The 21,713-nt window shown below is 65.8% G+C and carries 17 protein-coding genes; 8 read left to right on the top strand and 9 right to left on the bottom strand.

Annotated features, from left to right (window positions below):
- Positions 1-89: 89 nt before the first annotated feature.
- On the top strand, positions 90-635 hold the full coding sequence (gene msrA, locus ACRECS_RS24890) for a peptide-methionine (S)-S-oxide reductase MsrA (RefSeq protein WP_431585686.1): 546 nt from the start codon (positions 90-92) through the stop codon (positions 633-635).
- A gap of 832 nt (positions 636-1,467) precedes the next feature.
- Here the strand turns inward: msrA and aqpZ are convergent.
- On the bottom strand, positions 1,468-2,199 hold the full coding sequence (aqpZ, locus tag ACRECS_RS24895) for an aquaporin Z (RefSeq protein ID WP_431585663.1): 732 nt from the start codon (positions 2,197-2,199) through the stop codon (positions 1,468-1,470).
- Between the two features lie 64 nt (positions 2,200-2,263).
- Positions 2,264-3,256 carry an L-threonylcarbamoyladenylate synthase gene (locus tag ACRECS_RS24900; RefSeq protein WP_431585664.1) on the bottom strand — a complete coding sequence of 331 codons (993 nt, stop codon included), beginning with the start codon at positions 3,254-3,256 and terminating at the stop codon, positions 2,264-2,266.
- Between the two features lie 49 nt (positions 3,257-3,305).
- On the opposite strand from ACRECS_RS24900, the gene ACRECS_RS24905 reads away from it, so the two are divergent.
- Positions 3,306-5,027 carry an acyl-CoA dehydrogenase gene (locus ACRECS_RS24905; protein WP_431585665.1) on the top strand — a complete coding sequence of 574 codons (1,722 nt, stop codon included), beginning with the start codon at positions 3,306-3,308 and terminating at the stop codon, positions 5,025-5,027.
- 3 nt (positions 5,028-5,030) lie between these two features.
- Here ACRECS_RS24905 and ACRECS_RS24910 read toward each other — a convergent pair whose 3' ends face one another.
- Positions 5,031-7,706, bottom strand: coding sequence for a TonB-dependent receptor (locus ACRECS_RS24910; protein ID WP_431585666.1), 2,676 nt, complete (start codon positions 7,704-7,706; stop codon positions 5,031-5,033).
- Between the two features lie 182 nt (positions 7,707-7,888).
- On the opposite strand from ACRECS_RS24910, the gene ACRECS_RS24915 reads away from it, so the two are divergent.
- On the top strand, positions 7,889-8,365 hold the full coding sequence (locus ACRECS_RS24915; protein WP_431585667.1) for a GNAT family N-acetyltransferase: 477 nt from the start codon (positions 7,889-7,891) through the stop codon (positions 8,363-8,365).
- On the top strand, positions 8,362-8,988 hold the full coding sequence (locus ACRECS_RS24920; RefSeq protein WP_431585668.1) for an FMN-dependent NADH-azoreductase: 627 nt from the start codon (positions 8,362-8,364) through the stop codon (positions 8,986-8,988). Before ACRECS_RS24915 ends, ACRECS_RS24920 begins: the two co-directional genes overlap by 4 nt.
- A gap of 50 nt (positions 8,989-9,038) precedes the next feature.
- On the opposite strand, the gene ACRECS_RS24925 is transcribed toward ACRECS_RS24920, so the two are convergent.
- Positions 9,039-10,373, bottom strand: a complete 1,335-nt coding sequence (locus ACRECS_RS24925) for a CitMHS family transporter (RefSeq protein ID WP_431585669.1) — start codon at positions 10,371-10,373, stop codon at positions 9,039-9,041.
- A 166-nt stretch (positions 10,374-10,539) separates the two neighbouring features.
- On the opposite strand from ACRECS_RS24925, the gene ACRECS_RS24930 reads away from it, so the two are divergent.
- The gene (locus ACRECS_RS24930) at positions 10,540-11,517 is read left to right on the top strand and encodes an alpha/beta hydrolase fold domain-containing protein (RefSeq protein WP_431585670.1); all 978 of its coding nucleotides are present in this window, start codon (positions 10,540-10,542) and stop codon (positions 11,515-11,517) included.
- 215 nt (positions 11,518-11,732) lie between these two features.
- On the opposite strand, the gene ACRECS_RS24935 is transcribed toward ACRECS_RS24930, so the two are convergent.
- Positions 11,733-12,833: a pyridoxal phosphate-dependent aminotransferase gene (locus ACRECS_RS24935; protein WP_431585671.1), complete on the bottom strand. Its 1,101-nt coding sequence runs from the start codon at positions 12,831-12,833 to the stop codon at positions 11,733-11,735.
- 121 nt (positions 12,834-12,954) lie between these two features.
- On the bottom strand, positions 12,955-13,923 hold the full coding sequence (locus ACRECS_RS24940) for a threonine/serine dehydratase (RefSeq protein ID WP_431585672.1): 969 nt from the start codon (positions 13,921-13,923) through the stop codon (positions 12,955-12,957).
- 73 nt (positions 13,924-13,996) lie between these two features.
- Here ACRECS_RS24940 and ACRECS_RS24945 point away from each other — a divergent pair, with 73 nt between their 5' ends.
- Positions 13,997-14,650, top strand: coding sequence for a helix-turn-helix transcriptional regulator (locus ACRECS_RS24945; protein WP_431585673.1), 654 nt, complete (start codon positions 13,997-13,999; stop codon positions 14,648-14,650).
- On the top strand, positions 14,647-15,561 hold the full coding sequence (locus ACRECS_RS24950; protein WP_431585674.1) for a hypothetical protein: 915 nt from the start codon (positions 14,647-14,649) through the stop codon (positions 15,559-15,561). The genes ACRECS_RS24945 and ACRECS_RS24950 overlap by 4 nt, the downstream gene beginning before the upstream one ends.
- Before the next feature lies 1 nt (position 15,562).
- On the opposite strand, the gene acnA is transcribed toward ACRECS_RS24950, so the two are convergent.
- Genes acnA through ACRECS_RS24965 form a run of 3 tightly spaced genes read right to left on the bottom strand, consistent with a single transcriptional unit; the run spans position 15,563 to position 20,379 of the window.
- Positions 15,563-18,118, bottom strand: coding sequence for an aconitate hydratase AcnA (gene acnA, locus ACRECS_RS24955; protein WP_431585675.1), 2,556 nt, complete (start codon positions 18,116-18,118; stop codon positions 15,563-15,565).
- Positions 18,115-19,443 carry an MFS transporter gene (locus tag ACRECS_RS24960; RefSeq protein ID WP_431585676.1) on the bottom strand — a complete coding sequence of 443 codons (1,329 nt, stop codon included), beginning with the start codon at positions 19,441-19,443 and terminating at the stop codon, positions 18,115-18,117. Before ACRECS_RS24960 ends, acnA begins: the two co-directional genes overlap by 4 nt.
- A 54-nt stretch (positions 19,444-19,497) precedes the next feature.
- Entirely contained in the window at positions 19,498-20,379 is an 882-nt protein-coding gene (locus ACRECS_RS24965) for a GntR family transcriptional regulator (protein ID WP_431585677.1), read from the bottom strand.
- A 51-nt stretch (positions 20,380-20,430) separates the two neighbouring features.
- On the opposite strand from ACRECS_RS24965, the gene ACRECS_RS24970 reads away from it, so the two are divergent.
- Positions 20,431-21,705 carry a lactonase family protein gene (locus ACRECS_RS24970; RefSeq protein ID WP_431585678.1) on the top strand — a complete coding sequence of 425 codons (1,275 nt, stop codon included), beginning with the start codon at positions 20,431-20,433 and terminating at the stop codon, positions 21,703-21,705.
- Positions 21,706-21,713 lie beyond the last annotated feature (8 nt).

Genomic DNA, 21,713 nt, shown 5'->3' on the forward strand with positions numbered 1-21,713 from the left:
TGGATATTCTGTGGGTGGCCGGTGGGGAGCGGGCCGGCACCGAACAAAATTCGCTCTACCGCGAATTTTCAACCAACGAGGAGCTTATCATGGCAAGCGACGTGGCCACGCTGGCGGGCGGGTGTTTCTGGTGCACCGAAGCGGTGTTCAACGACGTGATCGGCGTGGAAGAGGTCGAGAGCGGCTATATCGGCGGGAGCGTGCCCAACCCGACCTATCGCCAGGTCTGCGATGGCGATACCGGCCATGCCGAGGCGATCCGCGTGACCTTCGATCCCGATCAGGTCAGCTATGGCGACCTGCTCGACATGTTCTTTGCGACGCATGATCCGACGCAGCTCAACCGCCAGGGCAATGATGTCGGCACGCAGTATCGCTCGGCGATCTTCCCGCATTCGCCCGAACAGGAAACCGAAGCCCGCGCGGCAATGGCGCGCGCTGCGGTCGACGTCAGCGGCCCGATCGTGACGACGATCGAACCGCTGACCGAATGGTATCCGGCGGAGGATTATCACCAGGAATATTGGCAGGGCGAAGGGCAGCGCAATCCCTATTGCCAGGCCGTGATTCCGCCCAAGTTGAAGAAACTCAGGAAGAGCTTCGCTGCGCGTATCAAGGCGGCGGAGACGGCTTGATCCGCGACCGACAGGGCGGCGCCCGATGCCAATCGATCCGATCCTGTTCCTGACCAGCTGGGGCCGCGAATTCGCAGATTCGGTTGCCGATATCGCGGAGGCAAGCGGCCAGGACAGATATGAGGTGTATTCCGACGCATTGGGCGCCGCCCCGGATCTGCCGTCCCTGCAGGGCATTACCAACGAACAGGTGATACTCCTCCGTGATGCAGCAAGGGAGGTCTTGAAAGCCCGGCGATCGAGGCGTCACATATCGAGCAGGCGATCAGGCGGATGCTGTGGCATTTGAACGATGGGAAGCCGCCCGATCCGGTGGGGTAATGGCTGCACAATCGGCACATGCCGAGCGGTGGTCGGCCGCGAGCATCCCAATCGAGGCTGGGACGGCCCCTCAGAGTTGCTAATCAAAAGGCTGCCAGACTCGCCGTCTTGACCGTCTAAAGGTCACTGTTCGATGGGTCCAATTATCCGACGGCTTTGAGAAGGAGTCGGTCACCCGGCTCTCATAGCTGCACGATGCAGCATCGGTCGAACCAGAAAGCGAACAGATCACATTCCTCGTTTCAACGGTGGGGGCAAATTCCACAATATATCGACCCGGCGTTTTCGTCGGTGATGCCAGGGGCCGTATAATCCTCATATGCTCATAATTTCCGACATCCTCACTGGTCGGAATACGCGCCGTTTCGGCATGCACGCATCCACCAAGCGTCAGTAGAAGGAGGCATGAGGGGCCTTTCCGGTTCACATCTTCCCTTCCACGAAAAGCCCGGCTGATCAGGCCGGGCTTCCATCAGTCAATAGTATGTCTTGCTCGTAATGCTCTACGCCCTCAAAGCGCTTCGCCTTCGATCGGCGGCTTGGGCTTCGCATCGGCGCCGAGCGCCTTGTAGACAAGCCCGCCAAGGATACCGCCGGCGATCGGCGCGACCCAGAACCACACCAATTGCGTGAGCGCCCAGCCGCCAACGATCAGTGCCGGGCCGGTGCTGCGCGCCGGGTTCACCGAGGTGTTGGTGATCGGGATGCTGATCAGATGGATCAGGGTCAGCGCGAGGCCGATCGCGATCGGCGCGAAGCCGGCCGGTGCGCGCGTGTCGGTCGAGCCCATGATCACAAGCAGGAAGAAGAAGGTCAGCACGACCTCTGCAATCAGCCCGGCCTGAAGCGAATAATGGCCGGGCGAATGATCCGCGAGACCATTGGCGGCAAGACCGTTGGCGGCGAGCGAATAATCGGGATTGCCGCTGGCGATGACGAACAACAGGCCCGCCGCAACGACGGCGCCGAGTACCTGGGCGATCACATAGAGCGGGATATCCTTGGCATCGAAACGCCCGCCGGCCCACAGGCCGATGGTCACGGCAGGATTGAGGTGGCAGCCCGAGATATGGCCGATCGAATAGGCCATGGTCAGCACGGTCAGGCCGAATGCGAGCGAGACGCCGGCCAACCCAATGCCAACCTCCGGAAAGGCGGCCGCGAATACGGCGCTGCCACAACCGCCAAAGACGAGCCAGAATGTACCGAGAAACTCCGCGAGACCGCGTTGCGTATTGGTCATGTTGCTCTCCCTTTATATCTTGTGTGGGGGAAGATGACCTATCGTTGCGACTTCGTAAAGATGCTCAATCGCGATGTGCGGCGCGGCGCAAGCGGTCGTTGATCGCAATACCGAGACTATTATGCGGGATCGGCGCGATCGCGATACGTGGATGGCCATTTGCATCGGCACGGTGAAGCAAGTCGAACAACCGTGCCGCTGCCTCGCCGAGATCGCCGCTCGCGGACAGGGTTTCGTCGCCGGCGACCGTGCCGAAGCCGATCAACCATTCCCCATCGCTCGCCGCCATAGCTTCGAGGCGAAGCGGCTTGCTGGGCGCGTAATGGCTTTCAAGCTGGCCGGGCGCAGTCACCGGGTGCTTCCCCGGCGAAGGCCGGGGCCCAGTTACGCCGTCCCCCACTACTTGGCCCCGGCCTTCGCCGGGGAAGCAGCGATAGAGGGCATCCTCGGTAATCGGTCCCGGACGCAGGATCTTGAGCTCGCCCTCAGTCGAGACGATCGTCGATTCCAGCCCCGCCTCGGTCGCGCCGTCATCAATCACCAGCGGGATTCGCCCATCAAGGCTGGCCGTAACATGCGCCGCGCGGGTCGGGCTGATTCCGCCGCTGGCATTGGCGGAGGGCGCGGCGAGCGGCTTGCCGGTCGCCGCGAGCAGCGCGCGCATCGCACGGTGCGCGGGCATGCGGATCGCAATGGTCGACAGGCCCGCCGTGACCAGCGACGCGACCGGCGCATCCTTGGCGAGCGGCAGGACCAGAGTCAGCGGCCCGGGCCAGAATGCCTCGGCCAGCCGCAGTGCCATATCGTCGAACACCGCCAATTGCCGTGCCGCAGCTAGGTCAAGCACATGCACGATCAGCGGATTGAAGCTCGGCCGGCCCTTGGCGGCATAGATCGCGGCGACCGCGCGCGCGTCGGTCGCATCGGCGGCTAGGCCGTACACCGTCTCGGTCGGCACGGCGACGATCCCGCCCGCCCCGATCAACTGCGCCGCCTCGGCAATCGCCGCATCGCCATGGTGCAGGACACGAGTCGTCATGGGGCTTGGAACGGTCATCGGGCGCGCTATAGCCGGAGGAAGCCTGAGAGATAAGAGGACCTGCCCCGTGTTCACGCCAGCCACCGCAGACCAGCGTTTCGTGCTCGATCACATCGTCGGGATCGGCGAGCTGGCGGAAAGCGAACGCTTCGCCGCCGCATCGTCCGATGTGGTCGATGCCGTGCTCGATGGCGTCGGCCAGCTGGCCGAGGGCGAATGGGCGCCGCTCAACCGCGCGGGCGACACGGTCGGCGCGAAATGGACGCCCGACGGCGTGGTGATGCCCGACGGGTTCGTGAAGGCCTATCACGACTATGTCGAAGGCGGCTGGGGCACGATCGGCGTGGCCGAGGAATTTGGTGGTCAGGGCCTGCCCTTCGCGATCCAGACCGCCGTGCTCGATACGCTGGGCGGCGCCAATATGAGCTTCGCGCTCGCGCCGACCCTGACCGTCGGAGCGATCGAGGCGCTGGCGCACCACGGCTCGCCCGAACAACAGGCGCTGTACCTGCCGCATCTCGCGACCGGCGAATGGACCGGCACGATGAACCTGACCGAGCCGCAGGCCGGATCCGACGTCGGCGCGCTGCGCAGCAGCGCCAAGCCGCTCGGCGACGGCAAATGGTCGATCAAGGGCACCAAGATCTTCATTTCGTTCGGCGATCACGACATGGCGCCGAACATCGTCCACCTCGTCCTTGCCCGCACGCCCGACGCGCCCGCCGGGACCAAGGGCATCTCGCTTTTCCTGGTACCGAAGTACCGGCTGAACGCGGACGGTACGCCCGGCGACTTCAACGATGTCCGCGTCGTGTCGATCGAACACAAGATGGGCCTGCACGGCTCGCCGACCTGTGTGCTGAGCTTTGGCGACAATGACGATTGCATCGGCGAGCTGATCGGCGGCGAGTTTGGCGGCATCCGCGCGATGTTCACCATGATGAACAATGCGCGGCTCAATGTCGGGCTGCAGGGCGTGCAGATCGCCGAGCGCGCGACGCAGGAAGCCGTCGGCTATGCCCGTGAACGCATCCAGTCGGCACGCGCCGGGTCGTCGAGCCGTGAGTCAGTCGCGATCATCGAGCATCCCGACGTCCGCCGCATGCTGCTGCGCATGAAGGCGCAGACCCAGGCGGCACGCGCTTTGGTCTATCTCGCCGCTGCGCAGGTCGACCGCGCAGCGCTCGGCGAGGCGGGCGCACAGGACCGGCTCGAGATTCTCACGCCTTTGGCCAAGGCACATGGCACCAATATCGGCTGCGAGGTCACCTCGCTCGGTATCCAGGTCCATGGCGGCATGGGCTATATCGAGGAGACCGGCGCGGCGCAGCTGTTCCGCGAGGCCCGCATCACCCCGATCTATGAAGGCACCAACGGCATCCAGGCCGCCGATCTGGTCGGGCGCAAACTCGGCCTCGCCAATGGCGGCGTGTTCGCGCAACTGATCGCCGATATGCGTGCCGAGGCGGAGGATCAGGGGCTGATCACCTTGATCGACACTTGCGAGGAGATTGGCCGCGGGCTGATGACGCTCGACGCCGACGATAAGCTTGCCGCGAGCTATCCCTTCCTGACCATGCTCTCGACCGCAGTCTGCGGCTGGCTGATGGAACGCCAGGGTCGCATCGCCGCGTCGGCAGATGGCGACCCCACCTTCCTGGCGATGAAGACGGCGGCCGCGCGCTTCTATGTCGCGCAGATCGTGCCCGAGGCGATGGGGCTGAAGGCTGCGGCGACGGCGAAGGCGGATGTCCTTTATTCGATTCCGGCGGAGACATTCGCGGCCTGAGGGTCAGAACATCTTGCGGATGCTCAGTCGCACGGTGCGGCCGAGCGGGTCGAGATAGTCGGGCTGATAGCTGATCGGCGTCGCGCCGTTCACATCGGTCACGCGCTGGCGGCTGTCGAACACATTATCGAATGACAGAGTGATGCGCGTGCCGCGCAGCCAGGGGTGCTTCTTGAGCAGCTCGAGCCGCTGGCCGAGATCGGCGAACAGTCGCACGTTCAGCGTGGTCAACGCGGAGAAGGCGAGCGGTTCGGGCGCAGCGGGCGTACCGCCATTGACGCGCGTGCCGCTGCGGTAATTGCCCGATAGCCGCAGGCCCGCGCCATTATTGGTATAGCCCGCCTGCACCTGCACCTCATGCCGCGACTGGCCGCCACCGCTGCCGATCGCATCGCCGTTGAGCAGGTCGAGGCTGGGCCCGCCATCGGCGACCAGCACCTTGTCGGTGAAGTGCCAGGTGTGGAAGACGCCGAACTGCAGCCGCCCGCCGCCCCGGCCACCGCCGCCGCCGCCACGACCGCCAAAGCCGCCTCCGCCGCCACGCCCGCCGCCGAAGCGCGGCCGGGCACCATCGGGTGCGTTGCCGTCAGGAGCGGCACCAGGCGCGCCGCCGTCCGGCCGGTCGCCCCCCGCCCCGTCGCCGCCACGCCGGCCGCCGCGATCGCCATCCTGCCCAGGCCGCCGCAAGCCCTCGAACGGATTGGGCCCGGTGCCGGCGCGAAATGCCTCGATCTCCTTCTGGATCTTCGATTTGAGGCTCTTGGAGAAATTGATCCCCCAGCGCAGTTCCGATCGCTCGCTGCGCGCGAAATTGATCGGCCGCGTGTCGACCCGGATCAGCGCGCCGGTCGCATCGCGCGTGAAGCGGCCGGGAAATGCCGCTTCGAGCGAGGCGCTGGCTGTCGGGAAGGATGCGGTCGGATCGTCAGTCCGGCTCTTCACATAATTGGCCGTAAAGGTCAGGTCGGTCTTGCCGAACGGATTGAGCGTCAGCCCGAACTTCGTGACATGATTATTGTTAGCGCGCAGATCAGGATTGCCGCCCGACAGGACCGTCACCGTCGCGGTCGTGCCCTGAAGATAGTCGAATACCCGCACATTCGGCGTAAGGATCACCGGGTTGGCGAGCTGCTGCGCGGTCGGTGCCTGATCCTGGTCGGTGTGCGACACGATCAGCCGCACCCCCTCGACCGGCGACCAGTTGGCGCCATAGCCGAAGGTGGTCAGGGTGCCGAAATCCGACAGATGGTCCGCAGCGAAATTGACGTTGGCCGACAGCTTGCCGAGCACGCTCAGCACATCCTTCGACTTGTTGGCGATCGGCAAGTCGATATTGACTTGGCCATTGACGATGTCGCGCGACACCTGGCCGGTGGCCGCAGCGTCGGCACGATAGGTGCGGCTGGAAAAGTCGCTGGCCTGCGCGCCGACGCGGATGCTGGTGGTGACCCCACCGGCGGGCAGCTTGAACAGGTTGCCGGTAAACAAGGCATCGATATCAAGGTCGTTCGACGTCGAATAGGCGCGATTGGCGCGCCCGGGACCGAACTCGGCCAGGCCGAGCGGGCTGAACGGGTTGGCAGTCGGATCGCCGGCATTGAGCCGTGCCTGATATGCCGCGGTATCGAGACCGGTATCGGTGATGGTCCGGTTCTCGCTGCGGTCATAAGTGCCGGTCAGCGACCATTGCCACGTCGAGATCGCGCCGTTGAGCGTTGTGCCGAGATGCGCGGAGACGGTGGAGTTGCGCTGCTTGAGTGGCGAGAAGGTGTCGAGCGACCGGTTTACGGTGGCGTCGCTCGCAAAGGGCGAGAAGGGATTGCCGGCCGGAAGATCAAGCGAGACCCCAGGCAATCCGTTGGTGCTGACGCTGTCGCTGGTTTCGAGTTCGCCGTTCAGCGTGGCCGAGACATTGCCGAAAATGGTCCGGGCATAGACCGTATTGGCGCTGAAATTGCTGCCCGACGGTAGCAAGCTGCGATAGGGGCGCTGATCGATCTGGCTGTCGGGATTAATGATATTGCCCTGAGCCGGGGACGCGCCGGGCTGGACCTTGATGTCGCGTTCCGCTTCGGTCAGCGCCGTATTGCCCTGATATTTAAGATGAAGGTTGAACCGCCCGCCGCGCCGGATGCTGAGCAAATCGGCCTCGCCCTGCGCGGTGTTGCGCCCGCCCGCGGTCGCCGCCCGGTCGGCTGCTTCCAGCGTGGTCGCCTTGAACCGGCGGCGCAGCACCACATTCACGACCTTCTGGTCGGCGCGATAGCCATATTTGAGCGCAACCTCTTCGGGCAGGATCTCGACCCGCTGGATTGCCTCGGTCGGGATGTCGCGGATCTCGGTAAAGCCCGAGATACGTTTGCCGTCGAGCAGCACCACCGGCTTCCCGCCGCTGCCCCGACCACTCGCCGTCAGCGGCGCCAGCTCGTCGAGCAGATCGGAGATCGAGCTGACGCCATAGGAGCGGATCTCCGCCGCGCCGATCTGCTTTTCGGGCGGGATGTCGCCGATCACAGAGCCAGGCAGGTTGCGCGACCCCCGGACGATGATGTCGGGCTCATCGGAGGGTGCCGACGGATCGCTGTCGCCGCCCTGCCCTTCCGGCGGCGCCTCCTGCGCGAATACCGGGACCGCCATGGTGGTGGACATCAGGAACAGGAAGAAACTCAAACGCCGCATGACCACTCCAGTCAATTTCTTCGCACCTGTACCTAGCGGGTAATTGTCTCAAGAGTGTGCCAGCCTTCGGGCAGGCATGATCCTGCTGTCCGATGGCCCTGTCCGATTGACCATTCATGGCTCTGACGGGCCTATGCAATCGGCGGTATCGCGTTGGTTCAACGAGCGATCAGCGAGGTACCATGTCCGCCGCCCAGCCCGAGCCTCCAGCCGCGCCACCCGTGGCGGAATTGCGCCACGCCGCGACGATCGAGACGCTCGCCGCCTGTTTTCCCGTCATCGCCGAGCTTCGCCCGCAGTTAAAGGACGTGGATGAATGGTGCGATCGCGCCACCGCCATGCAGGTTGCCGGCTACCGCGTGCTCGCCGCCTGGTCCGGTGACCGTGCCCTGGCCCTTGCCGGCTACCGCGTGATCGAGAATCTGATCCATGGCCGCTTCCTGTATGTCGACGATCTGGTGTCGACTGCCGAGCATCGTGGTCAAGGCCTTGGCGCCCGGTTGCTGCACGAGCTGAGCGTGATCGGGAGCCGTGAAGGATGCGGGCGGCTGGTGCTCGACACCGCCGCCGCCAATGCCGGCGCGCGGCGCTTCTACCTCCGCGAAGGCCTGTATGACCTGGCCGTCGGCTTCATCAAACCACTGGAACCCATGACATGAACATCCTGCACATCATCTGCAGCCCTCGGCCCGGCTCCCACAGCCGGCATTTGTCCAGCGCCGTGGTCGATCGGCTGATCGCGGGTCGACCGGACGCCCGCGTCACGACACGCGACCTCGGGCGCGACCCCCTGCCGCCTGTGAATCACGACTTTGCCGAGAGTCTGTCGTCGCCCGCCGCGCTGGCAGCGGTGGTCGGGACGGACATATTCGACCTGTCCGACCAGCTGATCGTCGAGCTCGAACGGGCCGACATCCTGGTCATTGGTACGCCGATGAACAATTTCACCGTGCCAGTGACCCTGAAGGCCTGGATCGACCAGGTGGTTCGCATCGGTCGCACCTTCATGCCGTCGCCGGCCGGCAAGGTCGGCCTGCTCAAGGACCGGCCAGTGTTCATCGCGATCGCATCGGGCGGTTTCTTCCTGGGCGACAATGCTCGCCAGCCCGATTTCCTGACTCCTTATCTCACCGCGATCCTCGGCTGTATCGGCCTCACGGACATCCGCTTCCTGTCGCTGCAGGGCGCGGCGTTCCTCGAACCCGACAGGCTCGCCACGCAGCGCGAGGAGCTGCTGCGCATGGTCGATGCAGGCGCCACGCGCAGTGACCTGGCGGCATGACTTGCGACGACCACAGGCATCCAGCCATACCCTAGGGCCAAGAGGCACCCCTATCCCTTGAAGAAGGGGAACACGCCAAGCAGCAGGCACGTCACCATGAACACCGCGCAGGAGCCAAGCGCCCAGCGGAAGGTGAAGCGCTGATGATCGCCCAGATCGACCCCGGCAAGCCCGACGAGCAAATAGGTCGAGGCGACGAGCGGGCTGAGCAGATGGATCTGCTGGCCGATCAGCGAGGCGCGCGCCAATTCCATCGGGGTCAGGCCATATTGCACGCCGGTCTGGCCGAGCACCGGCAGCATGCCGAAATAAAAGGCGTCGTTGGAGATCAGCACGGTGAAGGGGATGCTGACCAGCGCGGTGATCGGCGCCATATAAGGCCCGAGCGCGGTCGGGATGATGTCGGTCACTGACGCCGCCATCGCATCGACCATCTTGGTGCCGGACAGGATGCCGGTGAAGATGCCGGCGGCAAAGATCAGGCTGACCGTACCGAGGGCATTGCCGGCATGCGCCGAGATGCGCTCCTTCTGCTGTTGCAGCCGGGGATAATTGACCATCGCGGCGATCGCGAAGGCCAGCATGAAGATCACCACCAGCGGCAGCGTACCGGCAATCAGCAGGACGAGCAGGCCGATGGTGAGCAGCAGGTTGAACCAGAAGAGTTTCGGACGGCGCATGCTGGTGTCGCCGCCAATCTCCTCATCGATCACGTCCTGCGCGGTGATGCGTTCATTGTCGTCATCGAGCGCCAGCGCGGCGAGCCGGCGGCGTTCGCGGCGGCCGAAGATCCAGGCGACGAAGAAGGTCCAGGCCGCGGTGGTGATCATTGCCGGGATCAGGCCGACGAACAATTCACGCGGATCGACATGCAGCGCGGTCGCTGCGCGCACCGTCGGGCCGCCCCAGGGCGCGATGTTCATCACCGCGCTCGACATGATGAGCAGGCAGGTGAGCATGCGCAGGTCCATCTTCATGTGCCGGTAGAGCGGCAGCAGCGCGGACACGGTGATCATATAGGTGGTGGTGCCGTCGCCATCGAGCGACACGGTCAGCGCCAGCGCGACGGTGCCGATCAGGATGCGCATCGGATCGCCATGCACCAGCCGCACGATCAGGCGGATCAGCGGATCGAACAGACCGACATCGATCATCAGCCCGAAATAGAGGATCGCGAACAGCAGCATCACGCCGGTCGGCGCGAGCTCGATCACGCCGTGCACCATCATCTCGCCCAGCCCCTGGGAGAAGCCGGCGCCGATCGCGAACAGAGTGGGGATCAGAATCAGCGCGACCAGCGCCGACATCCGCTTGGTCATGATCAGCGTCATGAACGTGCCGACCATGACAAAGGCCAGTAATGCCAGCATCTTCCCCCCGATCATGTCGGACTGCACTATAGCGCCCGATCCTGGTCCGTGTGACCAGCCGTTATCCCGGCCACTATCGACGCCTCTCGCTGTCATCTGCCTGTCGCGCAACCGCGATGACAGCCTGATGAAAGCGGCGCGCGCCGATTAACGGTGCCGAAGCGGAAAAAGGATATCGGCAATGAGGATGTTCGGACCGGCCCTGCTCGCGACGCTGGCCCTGAGTGCGATGCTGCCCACCGCGCCGGCCATGGCGCAGCGCGACGATGCCGAATCGCGCTATCTCCCCGCCCCCGCCATTTCCTATCCCGGCGGGGTCGAGAGCCAGCGCGACGTCACTTATGCGGAACTGTCGGGCTTCCGCCCGCTGACGCTGGACTTGTATCTGCCGCCCAGGACCGGCAAGCCGCAGCCGGTACTGGTGTTCGTACACGGCGGGGCATGGCTGCACCGCACCGCACGCGATGGCGGCGAGTTTCGCGATTTTCCGGCCGTACTCGCCGGGTTCGCGGCGCGCGGTTATGTCGTCGCCAGCGTCAATTACCGCTTCAGCGGCGAAGCTCGCTTCCCCGGCGCGGTGCAGGATGTCGGCAGCGCGATCCAGTGGCTGCGCGGGCAGGCGGCGCGCTATGACATCGATCCCGACCATGTCGTGCTGTGGGGATCGTCGGCCGGCGGGCAGATCGCGACGCTGATCGGTACCGGATGCGACGCCCCCGCACTGCAGCCGCCGGCGGCAAAGGGCATCGCGACATCGCCGCCCTGCGTGCAAGGCGTGATCGACTGGTACGGGCTGATCGATTTCGAAGGTCCGCCGTCCGCGGTCAGCAAGGCGCAGCGCGCCTATCTCGGATGCGGGCCCGGCGACTGCCCGCCCGGCCTCGCCCGGTCGGCCAGCCCGCTTGCCTATATCGACGCGAAGGACCCGCCGTTCCTGATCCAGCACGGCAACGCCGATGTGACGGTGTCGCCGCAGCAATCGGTGCAGCTCCACGATGCGCTGAAGGCTGCGGGCGTGCCGGTCGAGATCGTCCTGTATCCCGGCGTCGCGCATGGTTTCGCCAGGGTGCCGGGAGGCGGGCCGGACGATGCGGTCAACCGCCAGGCACTGGCCAAGGTGAACGAATTCCTCGACCGCGTCGCGCCGGTGAAACGCTAGCGCCGGCCGATTTCTGTCGCATGATCGCGGCCGCGATTGAATCGCCAGTTTCAAGCCAGGTTACCTCTCCCCGTTCGTGCTGAGCTTGTCGAGGCACCGCCTTTTTCTTCAACAACATCGGAAAAGGAAGAACGGCCCCCTTCGACTGCCTGCAAGGCAGGCGCTCAGGACAGGCTTCGACAGGCTCAGGGCGAACGGGGTGAGGGTGGTCCGCTCTACCCCCGCAACGCCGCCGAGATCGCCTGCAGCCCGCCCTCGAGTTCCTCCGCGGTCGGCCAGCCATAGCCGAGGCGGAAATAGGTGTCGGGCCGTTCGAACCAATGGCCCGGGCCGACATAACAGCCATGCTCCTCAAGCAGGCGCTTGTAGAAGGCGTCGGTGCCGCCGCGCGGCTCTTCGCGCATGCGCGGGAAGCAGACCACGCCGCCCGAGGGCGCGACCCAGTCGAGCAGCTCCTCGCCCGCGATCCATTCCGTCACCCGGTCGCGCCGGCGGCGCATTTCGGCGAGCGTCGGGGTGAGGAGTTCATCGCGGCGCGCGAGGATCTGCTCGCCGACCCATTCGTCGATCACGCTGCCGCAAATGCTGATCTGCTCCTTCGCGGCGAGGAAGCGTTCCTGCAGCCCGGTATCGCGGGTGATGATCCAGCCAATCCGGATGCCGGGCACGCCGTACGCCTTGGACAGTGACGCGACGCTGATCACATGATCGCCAAGCGAGGCGGCAAGCGGCAACGGGCCATCGAACGACAGGTCGCGATAAGTCTCGTCGACCAGCAGGTAGCAGCCCTTTGCCTTGGCCAGTGCGACCAGCTCACCGAGCTCGACAGCGCTCAGCATCGTGCCGGTCGGATTGTGCGGGCAGGTGACGCTGATGATCCGCGTCTTCGGCGTGACCGCGGCGGCGATCGCCTGCGGATCGATGCGGAAGCCGCTTTCGAAATCGAGTTCGACATGGGTGACGGCGCAGCCGATCGCGCGCGGCGTTTCCAGATTGGTCGCGTAATTGGGCCGCACCACGACGAGGTGATCGTCGGCGCCAAGCAGTGCAGTCGCGATGATGAACAGGGCGCCCGCCGCGCCGACCGTGACCAGCACGTCATCGGCCGCAACCCCGCCACTCGTCTCCGCGATCAGGCGGCGTAGCTCGACCCCGCCGCGATGCTCGCCATAGAGCAGGGTCAGGTCGGGAATGGTGAGGCCAAGCCCGGCGACGCTGCGATCGGCGACCGAGCTTTCCGACAGATTATAGCGGATCCGGCCATAGCCATATTCCTCGGGCGATTCGACTTCGATCGGCATCCGGACATAGCGCATCGATATTCCTCTCTATCTCTGCCGGTCGCTGGACCGACGGTCTATATGCGTGGGAATATTTCCCCCCTTTGAGTCCGTATCGTGCAATGCCGTCACCGACCTGTCACGGACTGAGACTCGTTCACGCAGTGGCGGCCAATTCCATCGCACCGAGAAAGGTCGGCAGGGCCACGTTGCGGCCGCACAGCACCACTGCGACTTTCTTGCCCCGCCATGTCTCGGCACTCTGGATCAATCCGGCGAGCGCGACACCGGCCGATCCCTCGACGATCCAGCGCTCGCCCTCGGCGATGCGGCGCATCGCGCGCGCAATCTCGACTTCGCTGACCGTCAGCGTCTCGTCGATCACCGCCTGGCAGATCGGGAAGGTCACCGATCCAGGCTCGATCGCGCCGGAGGAGCCGTCGGACAGAGTGTCGGTCTCGGGCGTCTCGATGATCTCGCCGGCCTTGAGCGAATCAAGCATGCAGGTCGATGCCGCCGGCCACACGCCGATGATCCGGGTCTGCGGGCTCAATTGCTTGAGCGCAGTGCCGACCCCGCCGATCAGCCCGCCGCCGCCGACGCAGATGAACACCGCATCGAGATCGGGCGCTTGGTCGACCAGTTCCAGGCCGAGCGTGCCCTGCCCGGCGATCGTGTCAAAGTCGTTATAGGGCGCGACATAGGGCTTGCCCTGCAGCTCGGATTGCCGCCGCGCCTCGATCTCGGCGTCGAGCGCCGGGCCGTCGATCACCACCAGTTCCGCGCCGAGCGCCTCGATCGCGCGCATCTTGGATTGCGGGGTGGTGTTGCCGACATAGACGGTGACCGGCACGCCCGCCAGCTTGCCGGCGCGCGCCACGCCCTGGCCGTGATTGCCGGTCGAGGCGGTGATCACCCCGCCCCGCGCCGTATCGCCAAGGGTGCGGATCTTGTTGGCCGAGCCGCGCACCTTGAACGATCCGGTCGGCATCAGATGCTCGGTCTTGAGCATCACTTCACAGCCAAGCGATGCGGAGAGCGCGGAGCTGCGTTCAAGCGTCGAGACCGGAACCTGCGGCCGGATGCCGGCGTGTGCGTCGAGGATACGGTCGAACAGGCTGGTCATCGGGGTTCTCCTTGCGCGTCGGCAATCTTTGGATCATAAGTCTAATCTGGACTTATTAGTCAGGATGATGGGAATGCACAAGCGCGCCGAAAAACCGACCGCGGATCTGGTTGCGGCATCGCCGCTGCGGCCGCATTTCGCGGTGGCGCAGGGCATTGCCGCTTTGTTCACGCCGTTCGTCGAAGTGGCGGTGCATGACCTGGCGAGCGACAGCGTGGCGTGCGTGGTCAACCCCTTCTCGCCGCGCAAGGTCGGCGATCCGTCGGACTTGAAGGGCAGCCGCTTTGCCGATGATGTCGATGTGCTGGGGCCCTATGAGAAGGTCAATTTCGACGGGCGGCTGATCAAGTCGATTTCGATCGTGCTGCGCGACGCGGCGCTGCGCCCGATCGGGCTGATGTGCATCAATGCCGATGTGACCGAGTTCGATGCGGTGCGGCGCATGCTGCACGGTTTCCTGGGCGCAGCAGACTCGACCGATGACGCGATCGCGCTGTTCAAGGAGGATTGGCATGAGCGGATCAACCGCTTCATCGCCGCCTGGACCGCCGAACAGGCAACCACGATCGCGCGGCTCGACCGGGCCGGGCGGCGCGCGCTGATCGAGGCGCTGTTCGTCAATGGCGGATTCGAGGGCAAGCGCGCGCCCGAATATGTCGCCGCGATCCTCGGCATCAGCCGCGCGACCATTTACGGCGAGCTCGCGCGGTTGAGAACCGGCGCATGAGGATTGTCGCCCTGCCCGAGATCCTCGCCGCGATCGACGAGGATGAGATCACCGCACTGATCGAGGACGGGTTTCGCCGTTTCAGCGCCGGGGGCGCGGACGTGATGGCGGTCGGCCATCTGCAATTTCCCGATGCGCTGGGCGATTGCCATGTGAAGGGGGCGTCGCTGCACGGCGATGATCTGTTCGCGATCAAGGTCGCCACCAGCTTCTACCGCAATCCGGCAATCGGCCTGAGCAGCGGCAATGGCTTTATCGCCATTGCCAGCGCCGTGACCGGCGAAGTGCAGGCGATCCTGCATGACGAGGGGCAGCTGACCGATCTGCGCACCGCATTGGGCGGGGCCATCGCCGCGCGGGCGATCGCACGGCGCGACACGAAGGTGCTGGGCATTATCGGGTCGGGCAGCCAGGCGAAGCTTCAGGCGCGAGCGATCCAGCGCGCTTTGGGTATCGAGGAACTGCTGGTCTGGGCACGCGATCCGGGCCGTGCCGCCGTGGTCGGTGGCGAGGTGGTGACGCTGCCCGAACTCGCCGCGCGCGCTGACCTGATCGTCACCACCACGCCCTCGACCGTACCGCATTTGACCGCCGAGATGGCGCGGCCGGGAATGCGCATCGTCGCGGTTGGCGCGGACATGCCGGGCAAGAATGAAGTCGCCGCCGGGCTGATGGCGCAGGCACGGATCGTGGTCGATTCGCGCGTGCAGTGCATTGATCATGGCGATACGGCGAGCGCGATCGCCGCCGGGCTGATCGACGGCAGCGCGCTGATCGAACTGGGCGAGCTGCTCGCGGCACCGATCGATTTCGGCGATGACGAGATCGTGGTGGCAGACCTGACCGGGGTGGCGATCCAGGATGTGCAGATCGCCAAATCAGTCTGGTCGCGGATTGGGCGGGCCCGGTAGATCAGGGCTGGCCGATCAACCGGCTGACCAGCGCCGGGAGCAGGCCGCCGTCCATCAGCATCGCCACTTCGCTCTGCGTCTCGATCGCCGCGTGGGCGGGAATAGCTTCGATCGATCCGTCGGCGCGGTGCAGTGCGACCGGCAATGCGCCGCGTGGCGACAGCGGCGCGGTGAGGTCGATCGCGAGACAATCGCCGGGCCGAAGCGTACGCAGCGCGAGCGCGGTCTCGCGCGGCACTTGGATCGGCAGGATCGCCAGGTTGATCAAATTGCTGCGATGGATGCGTTCGAAGCTGGAGGCGATCACCGCGCGCACCCCGAGCAGCCAGGCGCCCTTTGCCGCCCAGTCGCGCGACGAGCCCATGCCGTAGCGATCGCCGGCGACGATCGCGAGCGGCTCGCTTGCCGCGGCATAGGCTTGCGCCGCTTGCCAGAGCGGCATCCGGTCGCCGCTCGGCGCATGGATCGTCCAGCCGGCGGGCAGATCGTCGGCAAGCCGGTTGCGCACCGCCGGGTTGGTGAACAGCCCGCGCAGCATCACCTCCCAATTGCCGCGCCGCGACGCATAGACATTGAGGTCGCCGGGGTCGGCGCCGCGATCGATCAGCCAGCGCGCCGCGTCGCTGTCCGGCGGGATCGCACCGGCGGGCGAGATATGGTCCGTGGTGATATCGTCGCCGAGCACGAGCAACGGGTGCAGGCTCATCGAGCGCGGCACGCGGTGCGCGCCCGCACCGGCAAAGGGCGGCGGGCGCAAATAGGTCGAGGCCGGATCCCAGTCGAACAGCGCGCCCGACGGCGCGTCGAGATCGCGCCACACGGGATTCTTCTCCGCTTGATCAAAGGCACGCTGGATGTCGCCGGGGTCCGCTGCCAGCGCCAGTGCGGCATCGATCTCAGCCCCGCTCGGCCAGAGATCGGCGAGATGGACCGGCGCGCCATCAGCACCGGTGCCGATCGGATCGCGCGCGATATCGCCCGCAGCATCACCACGCAGCGCGAAGGCGATGACCAAAGGTGGCGAGGCTAGAAAGCTCGCCTGGATATCGACATGGACCCGGCCGGGGAAATTGCGGTTGCCCGACAGGATCGCGACCGGCGCGACCGTGCCGCGCCCGATCGCATCACGCATTGCCGGCACCAGCGGCCCGGAATTGCCGATACAGGTGGTGCAGCCAATGCCGACGATCGCGAAACCCAGTGCCTCGAGATCCTCAAGCAGCCCGGCACGCTGGAGCAAGCCGGCGGCGGAGGGTGACCCGGGGGCCAGCGAGGTCTTCACCCATGGCTTGGTCCTCAGGCCGGCACGCCGCGCCCGATGCGCCAGCAGCCCCGCCGCGATCAGCAGGCGCGGGTCACTGGTGTTGGTGCAACTGGTGATCGCCGCGATCGCGACCGCGCCGTGCGGGATGACCGGGTCGGTCTGCGGCGCCGGCGCGGGCAGCATGGCGGCGATGCGATCGAGCGGCAGCAGGTCCTGCGGCCGCGACGGGCCGGCGACTGCGGGCGTGACCGCCGACAGGTCGATCGCGATCACCTGATCATAATCGGGCCGTGCTGCCGGATCGAACCACAGCGACTGAGCCAGCGCATAATCGCGCACGCGATCGATCGCGGCGGGATCGCGGCCAGTGGCGCGGAGATAGTCAAGCGTATGCTGGTCGATCGGGAAGAAGGCGGTGGTCGCGCCATATTCCGGCGCCATGTTCGCAACGACGGCGCGCTCGCCGGCCGACAGCGCGGCGACGCCGGGGCCGAGGAATTCGACGAAGCGATTGGCGAGGTCGATCTGGCGCAGCCGGTGGGTGACGGCCAGCGCGAGATCGGTCGCCAGCACGCCTTCGCCGAGCGACCCGGTCAGCTCGACGCCGACCACACGCGGCACGCGCAGCATCACCGGCGCACCAAGCATCGCCGCCTCCGCCTCGAGCCCGCCCACGCCCCAGCCGAGCACGCCAATGCCGTTGATCATCGGCGTATGGCTGTCGGTGCCGATCAGCGTGTCGGGGATCAGCCAATCCTCGCCGTCACGCCGCTCAAGCGCGACGACGCTGGCGAGCCGTTCGAGATTGAGCGTGTGCATGATGCCGGTGCCGGGCGGATGGACGGTCAGGCTCGCCGTCGACCGGTCAGCCCATTTCATCAGCCGGAAGCGTTCGCCGTTACGCTCCGCCTCGCGCGCCAGATTGCGTTGCATCGCGTCGCGCGTGCCGAAATGATCGACCGCGATCGAATGGTCGGTCGACACATCGACCGCCACCACCGGGTCGAGCGCGCGCGGATCGCCGCCGGCCGCCGCGACCGCATCGCGCGCGGCGGCGAGATCGACCAGGGCCGGCACGCAGGTGGTGTCGTGCATCATGATGCGTGCGGGGTAGAAGGGTATCTCCGCATCGCTGCTGCCGTCCGCCAGCCAGCGGTCGAGCGTCGCCATGGCGGCGGGATCGTCCGCACTGCGGCGAAGCAGATTCTCGATCAGGATGCGATGCACCCAAGGCAAGCGAGTGAGAGCCGGCCCGATCGCGCCGGGCAAGTCGAGCAACCTTGGCCCGCTCATTCGCCCTGCGTCCATTCACCCTGAGTCCGCGCATCCGAACCCAGCCATTCGAACCAGATCATGACGAACGCGACGAAGGTGAGGATGGCGAGGAAGATCAGCCCGGCCATCGCGCTGCCGGTCGCATCCTTGATCACGCCGATCAGATAGGGGCCGGCAAAGCCGCCGAGATTGCCGATCGAATTGATCGCGGCGATCGCGATCGCCGCGGTGCCGCGCGACAGGAACAGGCCGGGCAGCGCCCAGAACGGCGCCTTGAACGCATACAGGCCAGTCAGCGCGACGGTGACCAGCCCGACCGCGAACACCGTATTGGTCGCCAGCCCGATCGCGCCAAGCGCAAGCGATGCGGCGAGCAGCGGCAAGGCGGTGTGCAGGAAGCGCTCGCCCTTCTGGTCCGAATGGCGCGACCACAGCACCATGCCGATCGTCGCGACGACATAGGGGAAGGTCGAGATCAGCCCGATCTCGAAGGTCGACGCCTCGCTCGACAGGCCGCGCACGATCTGCGGCAGCCAGTAACCGACGCCGAGGCTGCCGCATTGATAGGCGAAATAGACCAGGGCCAGGTACAGCACCTTGGGATGAGTGATCGCGGCGAGCGTGCCGAGCGTGCGCCGTCCGGCCGCCGGGGCATGCTCGCGCGCCATCTCCGCGGCGAGCCAGTCGCGCTCGGCCGGCTTGAGCCAACGCGCCTGATCCGGGCGGTCGGTGAGCAGCCAATAGGTCGCCACGCCGCCGAGGATCGCCGGCAATCCTTCGAGGAACAGCATCCAGCGCCAGCCGCTGAAGCCGAACCAGCGGATATGCTCCATGATCAGCGTGCTGAGCGGGCCGCCCAATATATAGGAGACCGGGATCGCAGCGGTGAATAGCGCGATCACCGTCGCCTGTTCCTTGGTGCGGAACCACAGGGTCAGATAGAGGATGATGCCCGGGAAGAAGCCGGCCTCCGCCACGCCGAGCAGGAAGCGCAGCACATAGAGCTGCATCGCGCTCTGCACGAACGCCGTGAGGATCGAAACCACGCCCCAGCTGAGCAGGATGCGCGCGATCCATTTGCGCGGCCCGAAGCGCAGCAGCGCCATGTTGCTCGGCACTTCGAACAGGAAATAGCCGATGAAGAACACACCGGCGGCAAAGCCGAACGCCTGGCTCGACAATGCCAGCTCGGCATTCATCTGCAGCGCGGCGTAACCGATATTGGCGCGGTCGATATAGGAGATGACGTAGAGCGCGAAACAGAAGGGGATGATGCGCCAGAACACCTTGCGCGGCACGCTCCGCTCCAGCGTTTCGTAATCGGCTGCGATGGCAGGCTGCATGGTCGTCCCCCGATGGATCGAGGCACGACTACATTATGTAAATGCAAAGTGCAATTATTCGGTGAGACGCTGCAGTGCACGTTCCTTGACCGCCAGCGCATGAACCAGATGGCCGCGCATGAATTCGGCAGCGATCAGAAGGTCGCCGCGTTCGAGCATATCGAGCAAGGCGAGATGCTCGCGGCATTGCTGATCGAGCCGGCTGCGGTCGCCGGTGACACGGAATTCGATCAGCCGACGCAGGCGGTTGATGCGCCGTAGCGAATCGAGAAAGAACGGATTACCCGACCAACTGATGATGGTTTCGTGGAAGCCCGAATTGAGCTCGAACAGGCGCGCACGCGGCAATGCATCGATCGTGCCGTCAAGCAGGCCCTGCTGCTCGGCGCGCAGCCGCGCCAGCTCCTCGGGCACCACCTTATAGCCGGGCTGGAGCAGCGCCTGAGTCTCGATCATGCCACGGAAGCGATAGGCCTGTTCATAGGATTCGGCGGTGTGCAGCGTGGTGCTGAATTGCCAGCCATGGCCGGGCAGCCGCTCGACCCAGCCTTCATCGGCGATCTGCGCGAGGGTGCGCTGCAACCGCGCGCGAGTCACGCCGAAATGGCGCATCAGCTCATTCTCGCTGACCTTGTCGGGGAGTGTCTCGGCCAGACGCTGGTCGACGATCGCATTGTAGAGATCATCCTCACCGTCGCGCCCCTCGGGCGGCAACGGCACGGCGTCGGCGGCAGCGACGAAGAAGCCGCGATTGGGGATCGAGCGCACGGCGCCGGTCTGTTCGAGCGCGCGCAGTGCCGCGGTCACCGGCGCGCGTGACACCTTGAACAGATCGGCGAGTTCCTGCGCTGCAAGATGCGCGCCCTCGGGCAAGGCGCGTGCGCGGACATGCTCGATGATCTGTCGCGCGACGCGATCGGCCAGCCTGTCGGTCATCTCGTCCCCATGATCGAATTGCCTATAGACTTTTGCGCATTCAAAATGCAAATGAGCACGCGAGAGGCGGCTAAGCGGATCGGAACGGGATTGGCGGGCGAGGGCATCGACAAGCGTATAGCATCAGCGCCGCGCGCCGCCACGGGGATCGCGCGCCGCACGATGCTGGGGTCGGCGATGCTGGCGGTCACGGCGCTCGGCACCAGCCGGCTGATCGCGGGAGGATTAGCGATGGACAACACAACCACCGGCCAGCTCGTCTATATCGGCTGCCGCACGACGCGGGAGCGCAATGCGCGCGGCAACGGCATCACCGTGGCGCGGATCCGGCCCGACGGGCTGTGGCAGATCGTCCAGTCGCTCGACGGGATCGTCAACCCGGCATTCCTGGCGTTCGACCAGCAGCGCCGCTTCCTGTTCACCGTGCATGGCGACGGCAACGAGGTGAGCGCCTTTGCGATCGATGCGAAGACCGGTACGCTCGGCTTTATCGGCAAGCAGGCCTGCCAGGGCAAGAACCCGGTGCATCTGGCGGTCGATCCGACCAGCAAATTCCTACTGGTCGCCAATCACCTGACGGTGGACGGCTTCGTGTCGAACGTCGCGGTGCTGCCGATCGGTGATGACGGGCGGCTCGGACCGGTCACCGACCTGGCGCCGCTGACTGGACCGATCGGGCCGCACCGCACCGAACAGCCCTTTGCCAAGCCGCACCAGATCTGCTTCGATCCTAAAGGTGCGTTGATCGCGGTGCCGGACAAGGGGCTCGACCGCGTCTTCACCCTCCGGCTCGATGCGTCGGGCAAGCTGCAGCCGGCCGGAACGCCGATGCTGTCGCGTGAGGGCGCCGGGCCGCGCCATCTCGCGTTCCACCCTGTCCTGCCCTTTGCCTATATCGTCGACGAGCTGAACCCGACCATCGTCGCGGCGCGTGTCGATGCGGCGGCGGGGACGCTGACCGCGATGCAAATCGTGTCCGCCGTGCGTGACGATTTCACCGGCACCAGCCGCGGGTCGGAGATCGCTGTGTCGCCCGATGGCCGGCATGTCTTCGCGTCCAATCGCGGCAGCGACACGATCGCGAGTTTCCCTGTCGATCCGGCGACCGGGCGCCTTGGCGCGGGCAGCTGGCAGACATCGGGCGGGCGGACGCCGCGCTTCTTCGCGGTCGCGCCGGGCGGCGGTGCGCTGTTCACCGCCAATGAGGATAGTGATTCGATCTGCCGCCTCGCGATTGACCCGGCGACCGGACGGCTGGCGCCCCCGGTGCCGGTGATGACCACCGGCAGCCCGACCTGCATGATCTTCGCGCCCGCCCCAAGATGAGGATAATC

It is taken from the genome of Sphingomonas sp., assembly GCF_050725575.1.
Taxonomy (GTDB): Bacteria; Pseudomonadota; Alphaproteobacteria; order Sphingomonadales; family Sphingomonadaceae; genus Sphingomonas.